At 61.2% G+C, this 15,385-nt stretch carries 17 protein-coding genes; 6 read left to right on the top strand and 11 right to left on the bottom strand.

Annotated features, from left to right (window positions below; all coding sequences use genetic code 11):
- Positions 1–23: 23 nt before the first annotated feature.
- Positions 24–593, top strand: coding sequence for a GNAT family N-acetyltransferase (locus IX761_RS12960; RefSeq protein ID WP_194789981.1), 570 nt, complete (start codon positions 24–26; stop codon positions 591–593).
- A gap of 55 nt (positions 594–648) precedes the next feature.
- Here the strand turns inward: IX761_RS12960 and IX761_RS12955 are convergent, their stop codons facing one another.
- The 3 genes from IX761_RS12955 to IX761_RS12945 are packed head-to-tail and all read right to left on the bottom strand — an operon-like array spanning position 649 to position 3,596.
- Positions 649–1,293: a hypothetical protein gene (locus IX761_RS12955; RefSeq protein ID WP_228533514.1), complete on the bottom strand. Its 645-nt coding sequence runs from the start codon at positions 1,291–1,293 to the stop codon at positions 649–651.
- Positions 1,294–1,311: 18 nt separating this feature from the next.
- Positions 1,312–2,679, bottom strand: coding sequence for an MBL fold metallo-hydrolase RNA specificity domain-containing protein (locus IX761_RS12950; RefSeq protein ID WP_194789980.1), 1,368 nt, complete (start codon positions 2,677–2,679; stop codon positions 1,312–1,314).
- A 2-nt stretch (positions 2,680–2,681) separates the two neighbouring features.
- Entirely contained in the window at positions 2,682–3,596 is a 915-nt protein-coding gene (locus IX761_RS12945; protein ID WP_194789979.1) for a universal stress protein, read from the bottom strand.
- A gap of 185 nt (positions 3,597–3,781) precedes the next feature.
- Between IX761_RS12945 and IX761_RS12940 the strand changes: the two genes are divergently transcribed.
- A complete protein-coding gene (locus IX761_RS12940; RefSeq protein ID WP_194789978.1) occupies positions 3,782–4,330 on the top strand; it encodes a GNAT family N-acetyltransferase in 549 nt (182 codons plus the stop codon).
- A 27-nt stretch (positions 4,331–4,357) separates the two neighbouring features.
- Here IX761_RS12940 and IX761_RS12935 read toward each other — a convergent pair whose 3' ends face one another.
- Positions 4,358–5,284, bottom strand: a complete 927-nt coding sequence (locus IX761_RS12935) for a universal stress protein (protein WP_194789977.1) — start codon at positions 5,282–5,284, stop codon at positions 4,358–4,360.
- A 204-nt stretch (positions 5,285–5,488) separates the two neighbouring features.
- Between IX761_RS12935 and IX761_RS12930 the strand changes: the two genes are divergently transcribed.
- The 4 genes from IX761_RS12930 to IX761_RS12915 are packed head-to-tail and all read left to right on the top strand — an operon-like array spanning position 5,489 to position 8,888.
- Complete coding sequence (locus IX761_RS12930; protein WP_194789976.1) at positions 5,489–6,562, top strand: NAD(P)-dependent alcohol dehydrogenase; 1,074 nt, start codon at positions 5,489–5,491, stop codon at positions 6,560–6,562.
- A 24-nt stretch (positions 6,563–6,586) separates the two neighbouring features.
- A complete protein-coding gene (locus IX761_RS12925; protein WP_194789975.1) occupies positions 6,587–6,835 on the top strand; it encodes a hypothetical protein in 249 nt (82 codons plus the stop codon).
- 2 nt (positions 6,836–6,837) lie between these two features.
- Positions 6,838–7,659, top strand: coding sequence for a helix-turn-helix domain-containing protein (locus IX761_RS12920; RefSeq protein WP_194790042.1), 822 nt, complete (start codon positions 6,838–6,840; stop codon positions 7,657–7,659).
- A complete protein-coding gene (locus IX761_RS12915; protein ID WP_194789974.1) occupies positions 7,644–8,888 on the top strand; it encodes an MgtC/SapB family protein in 1,245 nt (414 codons plus the stop codon). Before IX761_RS12920 ends, IX761_RS12915 begins: the two co-directional genes overlap by 16 nt.
- Positions 8,889–8,997: 109 nt before the next feature.
- Here IX761_RS12915 and IX761_RS12910 read toward each other — a convergent pair whose 3' ends face one another.
- Genes IX761_RS12910 through IX761_RS12880 form a run of 7 tightly spaced genes read right to left on the bottom strand, consistent with a single transcriptional unit; the run spans position 8,998 to position 15,295 of the window.
- Entirely contained in the window at positions 8,998–10,365 is a 1,368-nt protein-coding gene (locus IX761_RS12910; protein WP_194789973.1) for an ATP-binding protein, read from the bottom strand.
- Positions 10,362–11,024: a response regulator gene (locus IX761_RS12905; protein WP_194789972.1), complete on the bottom strand. Its 663-nt coding sequence runs from the start codon at positions 11,022–11,024 to the stop codon at positions 10,362–10,364. The genes IX761_RS12910 and IX761_RS12905 overlap by 4 nt, the downstream gene beginning before the upstream one ends.
- Positions 11,025–11,035: 11 nt before the next feature.
- Positions 11,036–11,683 carry a hypothetical protein gene (locus IX761_RS12900; protein WP_194789971.1) on the bottom strand — a complete coding sequence of 216 codons (648 nt, stop codon included), beginning with the start codon at positions 11,681–11,683 and terminating at the stop codon, positions 11,036–11,038.
- Complete coding sequence (locus IX761_RS12895; RefSeq protein WP_194789970.1) at positions 11,680–12,489, bottom strand: SDR family oxidoreductase; 810 nt, start codon at positions 12,487–12,489, stop codon at positions 11,680–11,682. The genes IX761_RS12900 and IX761_RS12895 overlap by 4 nt, the downstream gene beginning before the upstream one ends.
- Positions 12,476–13,150 carry a TenA family transcriptional regulator gene (locus IX761_RS12890; RefSeq protein ID WP_194789969.1) on the bottom strand — a complete coding sequence of 225 codons (675 nt, stop codon included), beginning with the start codon at positions 13,148–13,150 and terminating at the stop codon, positions 12,476–12,478. The genes IX761_RS12895 and IX761_RS12890 overlap by 14 nt, the downstream gene beginning before the upstream one ends.
- Complete coding sequence (locus IX761_RS12885; protein WP_194789968.1) at positions 13,147–14,628, bottom strand: AMP-binding protein; 1,482 nt, start codon at positions 14,626–14,628, stop codon at positions 13,147–13,149. The genes IX761_RS12890 and IX761_RS12885 overlap by 4 nt, the downstream gene beginning before the upstream one ends.
- Positions 14,618–15,295 carry a thermostable hemolysin gene (locus tag IX761_RS12880; protein ID WP_194789967.1) on the bottom strand — a complete coding sequence of 226 codons (678 nt, stop codon included), beginning with the start codon at positions 15,293–15,295 and terminating at the stop codon, positions 14,618–14,620. Before IX761_RS12880 ends, IX761_RS12885 begins: the two co-directional genes overlap by 11 nt.
- Positions 15,296–15,385: the final 90 nt, after the last annotated feature.

Raw genomic sequence — 15,385 nt, 5'->3', positions numbered from 1 at the left:
TTCCGACACTCGAGGATACCGCCATGGCACCCGCCGAAACCTCCCGTAAAGCCCACGTTCCCCCATTTCCCGCGCCTGCGGGCGAACACTGGATCGAAGCCCTCGACAATGGCACCCATGTGCTGGTCAGGCCACTGCAGGCCAACGACCGCCAGCGCGAGAAGGCCTTCATCGAACGCCTGTCACCGGAGTCGCGGCACTTTCGCTTCCTGGGCCAGCTCAAGGAGCCCGGAGAGGCCATGCTCGACCAGTTGATGAAGGTTGACCAGAACCGACAAGCGGCCTTCGTTGCGCTGGCCCACGTGGATGGCGAGTTGCGGGAGGTCGGTATCTCCCGCTACGCCGCCTGTGCCGACACGGATGAATGCGAGTGCGCCGTCACCGTACTCGACAGCTGGCAGCACCACGGCCTGGGTCGCCTGTTGCTCGGGCATCTGGTCGAGCATGCGCGGGCCAGCGGATTGCGGCAGATGTATTCGATCGACTCAGCCGCCAACCAGGCGATGCGTGAGCTGGCCAAGGCGGCGGGATTTACCACGATGACCGACCCGGATGATCCAACCATGGTCATCCATCGCCTGGCGCTGGCCTGAAGCGCAGGTGCGGCGGCCACCGGACGGCCGCCGCGCTTTGCCCGTGCGGCCTGACTCAAGGTTTAACCGCGTGAGCCGCCTGAGGAAGCAGGTCGAACTGCTCTAGGCAGCGCTGCTCGTCCACTGGCGTAAGGGGCTCGAACGTACTCACCCCCTGCAGCGGCGTTTCGAACAAGGCCAGGCGGATCACCCCATTGCGATCAAGAAAGGTTTGCGCAAGGCAAGTACATACAGGCTTGCCGACCACTGCGCCGAGCCGCGCGTCCCCGGGGATGTCCACCTGGGCCTGCAGGTTGGCCTCGCAACGTTCTACGATATGCGCCACCGAGCGGCCCGCCAGCCAGAGGGTGGCCGCGCTGAGGAGGGCCAGCAGCACCAACATTCCCAGCAAGATGTTCGATTCCCTGGACACCGAGCGCAGGAAGCCAAGCCTGGCCTGCCAGTGGGTGGCGCGACCGGTGAAAATGGCCTTGCCGACCGTGCGCTTCATGGCACGCTGCACCGCCCATCCCAGCGCCACGCTCAAGGCCAGCAAGGTCAGCAGCACCGCCGGACTCTGCAATGGCAGGCGCCAGGGGGGGCTGACGGCTTGGTAGGCAGACGCCGCGACCAGCAATGTAACGATGCCCACGATCCAACCCAGGCTACCTCTGGGTCGATGCATCCAGGCCCGCAGTTTCGCCCTCGACTGGGTATCCATCACAACCTCCCGCACCGGCTAGCGCACCGGCTCAATGGAAACGGTTTGCTGGTACTCGGGCACGTCAACCTGCCAACCGAGCTCCTGGCTGATGCGTCGCCGCAAGGTGTCGGCGGCGTGCGGTTCGCCATGAATGACGTAGGTGTGGCGCGGCGGCCGGGTGAAACCGCGCAACCATGCCATGATTTCGTCGGAATCGGCATGCGCCGAAAGGTTTTCCATGGCATGCACCTGTGCCCTGATGGGGACATCCTCACCCTGCAGACGCACACTGTGCGCCCCCGCGACGATCTCGGCGCCACGCGTGCCCCCGGCCTGAAAACCCGAGAAAAGAAGGCTGTTGCGCGGGTTGGGCGCTAGCGCCTTGAGGTGGTGCAGAACCCGACCGCCGGTCGCCATGCCACTGGCGGCAATGATCACCGCCGGCTCGCGCAACTGGTCAAGTCGCCTGGACTCATCCACCGTGCGGATGATGTGCGTGCCCCGGCACATCGCTGCGCACTCGTCCGCCGTCAGGCGGTGCTCATGCCTGAACTGCTGGTACAACAGGGTGGCGTCGGTGGCCATCGGGCTGTTGAGGTAGACCGGAATGTCGGGTATCAGCCGATCGCGCTTGAGCTTGTACAGGTAGTACATCAGTAGTTGGGCACGCCCCACCGCGAATGACGGAACCAGGGTGATGCCATGGCGCAGGAGGGTCTGGTTGATGACCTGGCTCAGGTAGTGCTCGACGGGTTGCGCGGGATGCTTGCGATCGCCATAGGTAGACTCCACCAGCAGCACGTCCGCTGCGCCCACCGGCTCGGGTGCGCACATGATCGGGTCTTGCGGGCGCCCCAGATCTCCCGAGAAGAGCAGTGTCTGGCCTGCGGTATTGAGCTGCACCGTCGCGGCCCCCAGGATATGGCCGGCTGTGCGCAACAACAACACCATGTCCCTGGCGATCGGGGTCGCATGGTGCAGCTCTACAGGGCGCAACAGCGCCAAGGCCCGTTTTGCATCCTCCTCGGTATACAGCGGGCGTGCCGGGGAATGCCTGGAGTAGCCATGCCGATTGGCATGCTCAGCCTGCTCCTCCTGCAACCGGGCGCTGTCGAGCAATAGGATTTCCGCCAAGGCGCAGGTTGCCGGCGTTGCATAAACCGGGCCGGTGTAGCCTTCGCGCACCAGCACCGGCAGATAGCCACTGTGGTCGAGATGGGCATGGGTCAGCACCACGGCATCTAGCTTGCGTAGCGCCGTCGGGAGCGGTTCCCAGTTGCGCAGGCGCAGTTGCTTGTAGCCCTGGAACAACCCGCAGTCGACCAGTATCCGGGTGCTGTCGTGGGTCAGTAGAAACCTGCTACCGGTCACGGTACCGGTGCCACCTAAAAATGTCAGTTCCATGGTCACGGCTCCCAGGTATCAACCACGTGAGGGTGAACCGTCAGCACGCTGCAGGGCGGGTGGCTGACGATACGTTCTGTGGTGTCGCCTAGCAGCTTGGCCAGCCCCCGGGGCTGCACGACCCCCATGACCACCACGTCGATGTCCAGCGCACAAACCTGCTCGCGGATCACCTGCACGGGGCTACCTTCCACGAAATGTCGGCAATCCGGCGCGACGCCTTCGGCATCGGCCAACGCCTGGAAAGGCTCCTGCAGGGCATTGCGCATCTCATCGATCCACGCCTCGGTGACACTCATGTCCGAGGCAAACACTCCGGACAGGTCATAGGCCGACAGCAGGTGAAGCTGGGCGCCGCACTGAAGTGCCAGGGCCTGCGCAGCGCGGACCAGCCCACGATTGAAGCGCTCCTGGGCACTCGGCGCTTCTCTGAACGAGGTGTCCACGGCGATCAGGATGCGCTGTGGTAGCGACACGGCAGCCGAGGGCACGAAATGCATCATGCCCTTGCAGCCCCGCATCAGGGCAAAGTCCAGCGGGGTACCGAACAGCCGTGCCATGGCCGGGGCGGACTCGCTATTCTTGATCACCAGGTCCGGCTGCAGTTCGCTGATGTAGTCGATCGCCTGGCTACGGATGTCGTCTGCATTGAGGCTATCGTGCGTCAGGGTGACGCCGCTGTGGCGATGCCGCTCGATCAACCCTGCCAGCTGTTTGTGGTATTGCTCGAACTGGCGCTTGATGTCGGCCTCGCTCAGGCATTCTTCCCGTAGCAGGTGTTCCTCAACCGGTTCGAATAACCCCAGCACGTGCACATTGGCACCGTTGGCATGCGCCAGCGCCAGCGCCCTTCGCAGCGCGGCTGAATGCGGATTGACCTCAGTGAGTAGCACCAGCAATTGTCGATATTGACCCATGGTGGACCTCCGGGCTTACGCAACGGGCGGGATGATGTAGCGATTTTGCGAAAGCAGGCCCATTGCCGCTTGATACAAATCAGAAATGCCTCACCCAGGCGCGAACTTGACGATTGTCAGATCCAAATCCGCCAGCCACGGTACAACGACAGCACACAGCATCGACCGGGCAATCGGGAGGCGACATGAAAAGGCGGCCGGCTGAACAACCAGGCGCGTGCGAGCATTGGGTAGAAAAACTTTCAGACGGTTCAGCGGTACTGATCCGTCCGCTGCGCGAGGAAGACCATGAAAGGGACCAACGGTTTGTGAGCACCATCGTTTATGAGGCCCGCCGTTTTCGCTTCATCGCTGGGCTGAGCAGCGGCATGCCAGGCCTGGATACCCAACTGATGCCAGTGGACTATCAGCGGCGCATGGCCTACGTCGCACTGGCCCATGTAAACGGCCAACTACGGCAGATCGGGATCAGCCGATATGCTGCTATTCCCGAAAGCCGGAATTGCGAATGCGCACTGGCTGTAAGCGAAGAATGGCAACGCAAGGGGCTGGGCAGTCTCTTAATGCAACATCTGATCGCAGCCGCGCAGCGAAATGGTTATCACTGTATGATCTCCAGGGATCTGGCGAACAATTACGCCATGCATCGCCTGACCAAAGGACTGGGATTTACCTCGCGCTACTTGGCTGGCGATGTCAGCGAGATCCTGCACGAACTCGATCTGCGCACCTGAAATCAAGGCCCTTTCGGGCCTTGTACCTCACCCCTGGGAGTGCTCGGGCGAAATCACCAGTACACTACTGTTCAATCTGTACATAACCCGCTCTGCGGTGCTGCCGATGAACCAGCCAATGCCATGGTGGTGATAGCGGCCCATCACCAGCACGTCGATGTCGTTGTGCTCCATGAACAGCCCAAGAACCTTGGCAGGGTCCCCCAGCCGGAGGTGACGGTGCTCGGCGGCGATGCCATTGCGTTCGGCCAGTGCCTGGAATGCCTCGCTCTGCGCCTCATGAAGGGTCTGGGCACGATTGGCGTCGAACAGGTAGGAGTGCGGTCGACCACCCGCTGCGTCCAGGTACATCGATCCCGCGTCATAGGCGTACAGCAATTCGATCTGGGCATTGCACTGCAACGCCAGTTTCAGCGCTTCGCTGATGATCTGGTCGTTGAATCCCTCGAACTGGTTCTCTGGCTGGGACAGGTCCACGGCCGCGAGGATCTTGCGCGGCAGCGCATGGCGGGCGTAATGCACTAGGTGCACTGGGATCCGGGTTTCACGCAATAGCTGGATATCGAGCGACGTGAACATCGCACGGATCCACCAGGGTTCATGTTCGAACGCCTTGATCAGCATGGTGAAGGGTTGCTCGCGCAAGTGAATGAGGATCTCATCCAGCGGACGCTGCACCCACACCACTTCGGTAGTGACCGTTAAACCGTTACGCCGCATCGGCAGCGCCTGAGTTTCCAGCCATTCACGGTGTTGCTGCACATACCCTTCGCGCAAGACGGCCAGCGCCTGGTCATTGACCAAGCTTGCTGTAGCAAGCCCCTCGAGGTAGTCGAAAGCAATGATGTGCAAGGCCATGCCCTTGGCCTTGGCTAGCGCTGCCGCGCGGTCGAAGGCCGGCGTGCGACGCATCAGCGATGAGGCGATCAGTAGGAGTCTTTGCGGGTTGTCCATGGCACACCTCTGCAGGTTGGGAAGCGTCTCTGGATCATCGGCCACTGCCGCATTCCGGGTTTGATGTTTATCAACTCCAGTACTCGCCAGACGAACGGTAATCTCCTGGGCGCTCGAACTTGACGCTGGTCAAAGTCTTGAGCCATTTGCGGCGCACGCTGAACCGACATCAACAATAACCACGTAATGCCTCGGAGGCGTGCCATGGCGCTCATGAAAGCCGCGGTGTTCATCGAGAAAAACCGCATCGTGCTTGATGAAAAACCCATACCCAACATCGGCCCGCTGGACGCGTTGATTCGTATAACCAGCACGACGATCTGCGGCACCGATGTGCATATCCTGCGTGGCGAATACCTGGTGGCCAAGGGCCTGACGGTGGGCCACGAACCTGTGGGCGTCATCGAGAAGCTGGGCTCGCAGGTCCAGGGTTTTCATGAAGGGCAAAGAGTCATCGCCGGGGCCATCACCCCCAGTGGCCACAGCAATGCCTGCCTGTGTGGCTGTGCGTCCCAGGACGGCGTCGGCACCCCGCATGGTTTCAAGGCCATTGGCGGCTGGAAGTTCGGCAACATCATCGATGGCTGCCAGGCCGAATACGTTCGCGTACCAGACGCGATGGCCAACCTCTCACCCATTCCCGACCCGCTCAGCGACGAACAGGTGCTGATGTGCCCGGACATCATGTCCACCGGTTTCTCCGGCGCCGAGCGCGGTGGCGTCACCGTCGGCGACACCGTGGCCGTGTTTGCCCTGGGGCCGATTGGCCTGTGTGCAGTCGCCGGGGCCAGGCTGCTGGGTGCCACCACCATCATCGGCGTCGACACGGTTGCCGCACGGATCGGCGTAGCGCGCCGGCTAGGTATCGACCATGTGGTCGACTTCAAGCAAGGCAATGTGGTCGAGCAGATCATGACGCTCACTGGCGGTCGCGGCGTGGATGTGGCCATTGAAGCCCTTGGCACCCAGGCCACCTTCGAAGGCGCACTGCGTGTGCTACGCCCCGGCGGTACGCTGTCGAGCCTGGGCGTGTACAGCGCCGATCTGCACATTCCCCTGGGTGCCTTCGCGGCCGGCCTGGGCGACTACCGCATCGTGACCACGCTGTGCCCGGGTGGCAAAGAGCGCATGCGCCGGCTCATGGCGGTGATCGCCAGCGGCCGGGTCGACGTTTCACCGCTGGTCACCCACCGATTCCGACTCGATGACATCGAAGCCGCCTATGCACTCTTCGCCAACCAGCGTGACGGCGTGATGAAAGTAGCCATCACGCCCTGAGCCATGTACCTTCTGGAGGTTCCGATGCACGTCTATATCGAGAAGAACACCGAACAGAATCGCTGGTGGGTCTGCATGGATGACTGGCGGGCGGGTTTCAATACCTGCGCCGAGGCCGAAGCGTTCGTGGAACGACTGGCTACCCGGATCAACGCACCGCATTCGTTGGACATGCTTGCCGACGGGGCACCGCGTGCGGGCCTGAGCGGCAAAGGCATGGCCAGTGCCAGCGTGCCGGCCCAGGCCGATCTGCCATGCGCGAAGGAAGCCTGATGATGCCCGGCCAACTGGATGCCACCCAGCTCGACCTGCCTGCACGGTCGCATCCGGCAATGCCGATCCACCTGAAGCCCCTGGTGACCTTGTGCGAAGACTGCCGAGTCAGCGGGTTGTGCCTGCCCACGGGCTTGCCCGTGCACGACCACAGTTGCCTTGGCGCCCTGATCGGCCCGCGCATGCGCGTTAGAAAGGGGGCCGCGCTGATCAACGCCAACGATCCGCTGACAACGCTTTATGCCGTTCGGTGCGGTAGCTTCAAGACCCGCCTGAACAATGTCGAGGGACAGGGCGTGGTGATAAATTTCTGCATGCCCGGCGATGTGCTTGGGCTCGATGCCATAGCGACCGAGCGTCATGTCTGCGACGCCATTGCCCTGGAGGACAGCGAGGTCTGTCCTGTCCCGTACCACCGATTGCAAGCCCTTGCGCGTGACTTCCCGGTCCTCCAGCAAAGCCTGAACCGCTTAATGAGCCGGGAAATTGTCCGCGAACACGAACGCGTGCTGATGCTGTGCAACCTCACCGCCGAGCAGCGACTGGCCAGTTTCCTGGCGGGATTGTCCAGGCGCTATGTCAGCCGCGGTTATTCAGCACACGGTTTCATGCTGCGCATGTCCCGGGAAGACATGGCCTCGTACCTGGGCTTGCGCCTGGAAACTGTGTGTCGGTCGCTCGCACGATTGCGTACGCTGGGAATTGTAAGCCTGCACGGCCGACTCGTGGAGATTCTCGACATGCCTGCACTGATGGCGCTGGAGCAAGGCAGTGATGAGCTCAAGCGCAAGCCTGCCCAGAAGACGCCATGCTCGACGCCGTAACGATCGGCCATGGAGCCGTGGCGCTGGGTATCGGCATGTTGGTGGGGCTTGAACGCGAGCGCAAAAAAGGCCGCAGTGAAGATCACGCTGCGGCCGGCCTGAGGACCTTCGCAATCACCGCGCTGCTTGGCTACGTCTGCATGTTGCTGGCGGGGGCGATGCTGGTCGGAGTTGTCAGTGTGGGCCTGGTGTTCATGGTGTACATGCATGGCAGCAAGCAGGCCGGCGCCGCACCTGATGTAACCGGCGAGAACGCCTTGTTGCTAGTATTGATGCTAGGTGCGTTGAGCCTAAACGAGCCAGAGTTCGCTACCGCGGTAGGTGTGATATTGACCGTGCTGCTGGCTTTGCGGCGCGAGCTTCATCATTTCGTGCTACAGCAACTGAGTGAGGAAGAGGTCCGCGACGGCCTGATGCTGCTGACCGTCGCTCTGGTGGTGCTACCGTTGACGCCGGACCGGTTTCTGGGGCCCTACGGCGTTCTCAACCCTCGCACGATTTGTACGCTGGTCGTCCTTCTGATGGCGGTCGGTGCCTTGGGGCATATTGCCGTGCGCCTGATGGGGCCGCGATATGGTTTGCCCATGAGTGCAATCGCATCGGGTTTTGCCTCAGGCTCGGCAACCATTGCGTTGCTTGCACATGAAGCCCGGCGGCAAGGCACTGCGTTACGATCCCTGGCGGCAGCCGCTGTACTTTCGAACCTTGCCACCCTCACGCAATTTGCCTTAGTGCTGGGTTTTGTTGAGCGGCGCCTGCTGACACCCTTTGTGACACCCATCGGCCTTGGTGCGTTGGTGACCGTAGTGTGCGGTATGGGAGTGCTTGCGCCCTGGCGCACCGCGCCAAGTGGTTCGGCCGCGCATCAGGGGAATGGCGCCTTCAGTCTCTGGACCGCGCTGATAATCACCGGAGCCCTGACCGGCGTTGCGTTGTTTTCGGCGTTTCTTCTTCAACAGCTGGGCCGTAACGGCCTTGGTATCGCGGCCTTCGTCAGCGGTTTGGGCGATGCCCATGCGGCCATCGCATCGGTTGCCTCACTGGTTGTTGCCGGGCGGCTCGAGGCGGTCGACCTTTTGGTGCCGGTCATGATGGCGTTGACGGGAAACGCGCTGACCAAATGTGTGCTGGCATTCAGCAATGGTGGTTTTAAGTTTGCCCGCTACCTCATTCCTGCACAAGTTGCCATCCTCGCCGCGATGTGGTCAGGGCTTTTGATTCAAGGATAAAGCGACACGTATCTACCCTCGCTGCCGAATTGCTGAAGGAGTGTCCGCTTTGGGATACCGGCCAATCCATCGCAGGCACTTAGCGGTGCCCACGAAAGGATATTCAGATCTACGTTCTTTTCATCTCCAGAATTGCTTTCAAACCACCAGAAGGACGATTTTCCAACCTCACCTGACCCTGTAGGCGGCGTGCGATGGTCTGCACGATCGTTAAGCCCAATCCAGCACCTTGGTCGTTCTTACGGCTGTAGAATCGCTCGAACAACCGGTCCCGTTCTGTTTCATCGATGCCTGGGCCCTCGTCCTCGATGCTGAGCTCGAAGTGATCCTCCTCGCTGAGCAGCCGCACCGTGATAAGACCTTTGGGCGGTGAAAAATTCGCGGCATTGGTCAGGAGGTTGTGCAGTGCAATAGTTACTGCACCTGCATCGAGCCGGGCCTGATAGTCGCCAGGCCCGACCTCGAATTCAAGTTCGAGCCCCTTGTCGAGCAGCCAAGCCGTGAGTTGCGCCAGGCTGTCACGAATGGTGTTTTCCAGATTGATCACAGGCCCGGGCACGATGCGGGCCTCAGGTTCGAGGCGGGCCATCGTCAGAAGCTGGTTTACCAGGCGGGTCGTGCGGTCAACACCGCTGATCAGGTGACGCAGCGAATCACTACGCTCCTCCTCGGATCCCGGCTCCAGCAGGTTCTGTGCGTGCACCCTGAGCACTGCAAGCGGCGTGCGCATCTCGTGGGCAGCATCAGCAATGAAGCGTCGCTCACGCCCCAGCGTATCCTGTATCTGAGCTAGCATCCGGTTCAGCGCAGACTGCATCGGCTCAAGCTCCGACGGCAACGGCATCATTTGCAGCGGTTCCAGCGAGCCCGAATGTCGGGCTCGCAATGTCGCAGCCATGTCCACCAGGGGCTTGAGCCCCCAGCCGATCGCTAGCCAGACCAGCCCAGCAAGAGTAAGACTGCCCAGCACATTCGGCCAGAGCGTATGGCGAACAATGCGGTTCACCAGGTCCGAGCGCACGTCATCACGCTCGCCTACCCAGATACGCACGTTATTTTCTCGGTCCTCAAGCAGGAACGCTCGCCAAGTGCGCTGCCTTAAGTCAATCACATCGCTGAAGCCTGGCGTGGACGGTGGTTGCTGAAAGCTGGGCGCACTGGCCGTTTTCACCAGCACTTCACCTTGGGGGTTCCACACCTGGAAAGCGATCTTGCTCTCATAGGGATGACCATCCACCTTCGGCATTGCTTCACCCAGCGCCTTGTTGAAGGCCTGGTAGAGCTCGGCATGTTCGTGGGATGCCATCGGCAATCGCATCACGCCCTGTAGCAACCGAGCATTCTGCGCTAATTGGGCATCGTAGACCTCGGCAATCTCATGATTACTGTCGTGCAGGTTGAGCAGACTGATTATCAGCAGGCCACTCAGCAGTAAGCCGATAATCAGCGTAAGGGTTCGCTGTCGAATAGAGCTCATGGACACTGCTCAATCCGGTACCCCACCCCGCGGATTGTTCGGATCAGGTCAGTGGAGAGTTTCCTACGCAAGTGGTGGATATGAACCTCCAAGGTGTTGCTCTCCGCCTCGTCGTTCCAACCGTACAGCAACTGGGTCAGACGTTCGCGGGTCATGACCCTGCCCGGTGGGGAAAGCAGCTCATGCAGCAGCTGGTACTCCTTAGGGGTCAGTGGCACGGGTTGGCCGTTGTAAGTCACCTGCTGCGAACCTGGGTCTAGACTGATCCCAGCGTGCTGAATCAGCGCGCTGGCACGCCCGGCACTGCGGCGTAGCAGTGCACGCAACCGGGCCTTGAGTTCGGCGAGGTCGAAAGGCTTGATCAGGTAGTCATCGGCGCCGGCATCTAGCCCCGCGATCCGGTCTTCGGTTGCATCCCTGGCTGTGAGGATCAGCACAGGAAGTGCCGAACCACTTTTACGTAATCGACGTAGTACTTCCAGACCGTCCAAACGTGGCAGCCCGAGGTCTAGCACCGCCAGGTCGAAGGGGTCGCTGAGCAGTGCATGCAAGGCATTGGCCCCATCCTGCAACCAGTCGACGGTATAGCCCTCGCGCCCAAGCGCCTGATGGATACCCTCGCCGAGCGCGAAGTCATCTTCGATCAGTAATAGCCGCACCGGAGCTCCTCTCAGTCAGCTTTCTTGTGGATATCGGCTAGCAGCGCCTCAATATCTTTGCGCCGCCCTGCATCAGCGCTTTCACGGCCAGGGCGAGGTGGCGCCTGCAAGGCTTTCTGCAACGCCATGCGGGCCTCGCTGTATTTCTTCTGACGGTAGAGGTGATCGCCCCAGAAGTACAGGCTGTCGATGCCATTGGGGTTGAGTTTCAAAGCCTCCTGCAGCAATTCACCTGCTTTATCGGCGTCGCCGAAACCAATCGGCCAGCCCGGCACTCGGTCATACAAGGCCGCCAGGCTAGTGTAAGCTGAGCCCTGCAAGGCTTTGGGGTCGAGGCTCAACGCCTTCTCTAGGTCGGCCCGGGCCGCTTTGGCCTTGCTCAGCGCACCAAGTCCTCCCTGAGCACCGGCCCAACTGCTGGTGACGATACCCGACCAAATCCAGGCTTCAGCAGCCGTAGGGCGGTCATGGGTGAAGCCCGTGGTTTGAGTGGCTAGCTGCTCGAAGGCTGCGGTGCGCTGCTCGGCGGGGAGTTGGTACTGGATCGTCGCCCAACGCTGTTGGATATCGGCCAAACGTTGCTGGTCGCTGGCATCCAGCGCCGCCCAGGCCCCCTGACTTAACAATCCAATGCTCAGGCAAATTGCGAGTTTTTTCATGGCTTGAGGTGCTCCTTTCCAGGTTTCTGACTAAGGCGACGGATCAGTGGCAGATGTTTGCGAAGTCCACGGTCCACCAAGTTGGGAAGCAGATTGTTCAGGCGTACAAAAAATCGCTCGGGCCAGCCCAGGTACAGATCACGATGGTCGCTGGCGATGGCATGTAATACGGCCGACGCGACATCGCGCGGCTCGTCCACGCCCGACTTAAGGGCGACGTTGAGAGCCTGGGCCGCCAGGCTGTTCATGCTTGTGCGTGTGGCCCGGGGGGCCACGTACAAAACGTTCACGCAGGTGTCGGCAAGCTCCCGTCGCAAGGCTTCGGAAAAACCGCGTAGTGCGAACTTGCTGGCACTGTAGGTGGCATAACCTGGATAGCCAATGGAGCCGTAGGTCGACCCGACATTCACCACCATCGAGTGGCTCGCCCCGCGCAGCAGGGGCAGCAGTGTGCGTGTCAGGATAATCGGGGCCGCTACGTTGAGCGCCAGCATGGCGTGGATCTCGGCGTCATCCAGTTGCTCGATCATCGCGAAGCGGTTGATGCCTGCGGCGTTGATCAGCAGGTTGATTCCGCCGATGGCCTGGGCAGCCATCAGGATCTTGTTGCGATCGGAGGCGAAGGTCAGGTCGCCCCCCACCCAGGTGAGGTTCTGTGTATAGCGTTGCAACAAGGGCTCCAGCGGGTCGCGGTGGCGCGACACTGCAATCACCCGTGCGCCCTTGGCGCAAAGCGCATCGGCAATCGCCTGGCCGATGCCACCACTGGCCCCGGTCAATACCACGCGGGCGTCAGACAAGCGCATTCGCGGATTCCTCATGACGGGGTAGCTCGCGGAACATATCGGCGTACAACCGATACACCACTTTCGAGGCCTGAATGACGGCTGCCTGATCTTGCGGGTCGTCCAGCTGGTCCATGAGCCGTCGGTAGGTGTTCATGTGCTCGATGTCGAGCGAGCCGTGAGAGTTCAGGTAGCTGAAGGCATTGTCTGGAAGTTCCAGGCGTGTCTGGATACTGCCGGCCGCATGGGTCGCCAGGGCAATGCTGGTTCCTTCCAGTACGTTGACCATGCCGAACAGGCCCACCGGATTCCCACGAGCGATCAGGTCGTAGAGGTAGCTGACCATCAGCTCAATCGGCAGGCCAGGACGACCGTCGCGTACAGCAGCTTTGTCGCCGCCACAGGCTTCAATATCGTTCAGCACCCAGGTCTCGTGACCGTATTCATCTTCGATATAGTCGGCAACGGCTCTACGTAGCCATTCCAGGTGCGACGGCAAGCGGGCGCCACACGCCATCATCAGTGGCACGGTATGGCGCACGTGATAGTAGGCCTGGGTCAGGAATGCCCGGTAACTGGCCAGGCTGACCTGGCCCTCTAGGGCGTCGCTAATGATCGGCAGGCCGAACAATGCCTGGCGCTCATGCTGAGTTTCTTGTTGCAAGGATTCGAAAAAGCTCATGGTGCGATTTCCTCGGAAAGGTCATCGGCGTGCAGCAATCGCTGGTAACGTTCGATGATGGCGTCGCGGCGTGGGCGGCCATTGGCAGTCAACAAGCCGTTTTCGGGCGTAAAGGGTTGTTCCAGGCGAGTCCAGCGATGGACCTGGGCGTAATCGGGGAGCAACTGATTGGCCTGATTGACGGCGCTCGTCAGCTGTTCGTCGGAGAAGTCGGGTGACGATGGCCAGAGCAGTGCGTGATTGCGCGGCATGGCCTCACCATAAACAAACGCCTGGGCAATCAGGCCGCGCTGAGTCAGTTCGGCTTCCACCCATTCCGGGTTCACGTTGCGGCCAAAGCTGGTGACGAACTGGTGCTTCTTGCGACCCTTTAGGTACAGGAAGCCGTCGTTGTCGAATTCACCAAGATCGCCACTTGGCCACCATTCACCCGTGTGGGCCGGCTCGTCCAGGTAGCCGAGCAGCACGGATCCTTTAATCTGCACTTCGCCGTCCTCGGCCAAGCGCACCTGCAGGTGCGGCAGCGGCCTTCCGACGCTACCAGGGCGGCAGGCCATGGGGTGGTTCAGACACACCACCGAAGCACACTCGGACAGTCCGTAACCTTCATACACGGGCATGCCGAGACGCTGCGCTCGGGTGAGCAGGGCCATGGAAACCCTGGCGCCGCCGACGGCGGCAAAGCGCAGGGATGTCGGGTCGAACGCCTTCTGTTCAGCGGCGCTTACCAGCAACAACAGCAGTTGCGGCACCAGGATCAGGCTCTGCGGAGCACGTGAGGCAAGCAGACCCAGCAATAGCGGCACGTCGACACCGGTGGCACCCTGCATCCCGGATGTCTTCAGGCCAGGTAGGCTAAGTGTGGCGCCGGCGATCAAGGCCGCATAACAGCCCAGGTTTTCCAGCAAGATTGCCAATGGCAGTAAAGCCAGGTGGTGCTGGGGGGCGCTCATCGCACTGGCCTGATGCAGTGCCTGGGCGACAGTCAGCAGGCTAGCAGCGCTGAGACAGACCCCTTTCGGCGTGCCGGTGGTGCCAGAGGTGAAAGTCAGCTTGGCGGTGCCGTCCGGCATAAGCGAGCCGGTCGTGCAGTGCCGATGCCAGAACTCACCACGCTGCACGTAGCCGGCATCTTCCAGCTCCGTCGCCAGACAGGCATCGCCAATCACCAGGCTGGCTGCGCTGCGCTCGAGGCAATGCTTGCGCTGGACTGGGCTGAAGAAAGGCGGAAGCGGTACGCAAGTCAGGCCTTCAAACAGCAGGGCCAGGTCCCAGAGCAAGGCGTCGACACCATTGTCCAGTGCCAGCGCTACGATCGATGCCTGCTCGTCGCGCAAGCGCTGCTGCCGATAGGCAACTTCGACGCATAGCGTGCTGTAGTCGACCTTCAAGTTATCCCCCCACAGGGCAATGCAGTGCGGCTTGCGGTCGGCATGTTCCTGAAGTGTTTGCCAAAAGTCGGTCAGTTCAGGCGACATGGCTGCCCTCCGCCCTGCAAGTCGGCAGGCCAAGGCGGTTGAATAGTCCAATGTTTCGAAGATGAACGAAGCCTGCGCGGATATTCCCGACATGCACATGGGGCTGGCTTTGATAGTAACTGCCCCAGAGATGCCGCTCCTCACCGAGCCGCTCTGGGTCGGCGGGGGCCAAGGTATGAGGTTTGAGACCCAGGCGATGAAAACTGTTCACCAGTCCGATGCTGCCGGTGAACGCCACCCACTCCAGGCCCCCCATGGCAAGCAGGTAGGTAATGGTGATGATGCTCAGGCGTGCGCTGCCCGTGTCGGCGGCGGCGAGATTACCGACTTCGACAATGCTAGAGCGCTCCACCTGGCCATCCTCGGGACTGCTGAGCAGCGTTTGCAGCGGCGCGTCTAGGTACCGCTCGAGGAACAGCGACTCTCTATCGGCAAGGCGTACCCCCGCGACCGCACAGAGCGCTCCGCCCGGACCGCTGACACCGAATAGCTCAGGCATGAATTGCCGGATATGTGCACCGTGAGCATGTCGAAACCGCTCCTGGATGAAGCCTTCGAAGACGCTGCGCTGGTTTTCGCCAGGCACAGCCCGGCTGAGCGTCAAGGGGACGTCCTGCTCGGCACCAAAGTGCAATGGCAAAGGAATGTTCCAATCAAAGTCGGGCATGAAATATCGCCTCCCGGGCGTAGCGTCAGGAGGAGTATTCGAGGGATTTCTTAACGGAATCTGAAGACGGTCAAATTGCGGGCCTCAAGA

This window comes from Pseudomonas sp. UFMG81 (assembly GCF_015354575.1).
Classification (GTDB): Bacteria; Pseudomonadota; Gammaproteobacteria; order Pseudomonadales; family Pseudomonadaceae; genus Aquipseudomonas.
This window is presented reverse-complemented; position numbering and strand designations above follow the sequence as displayed.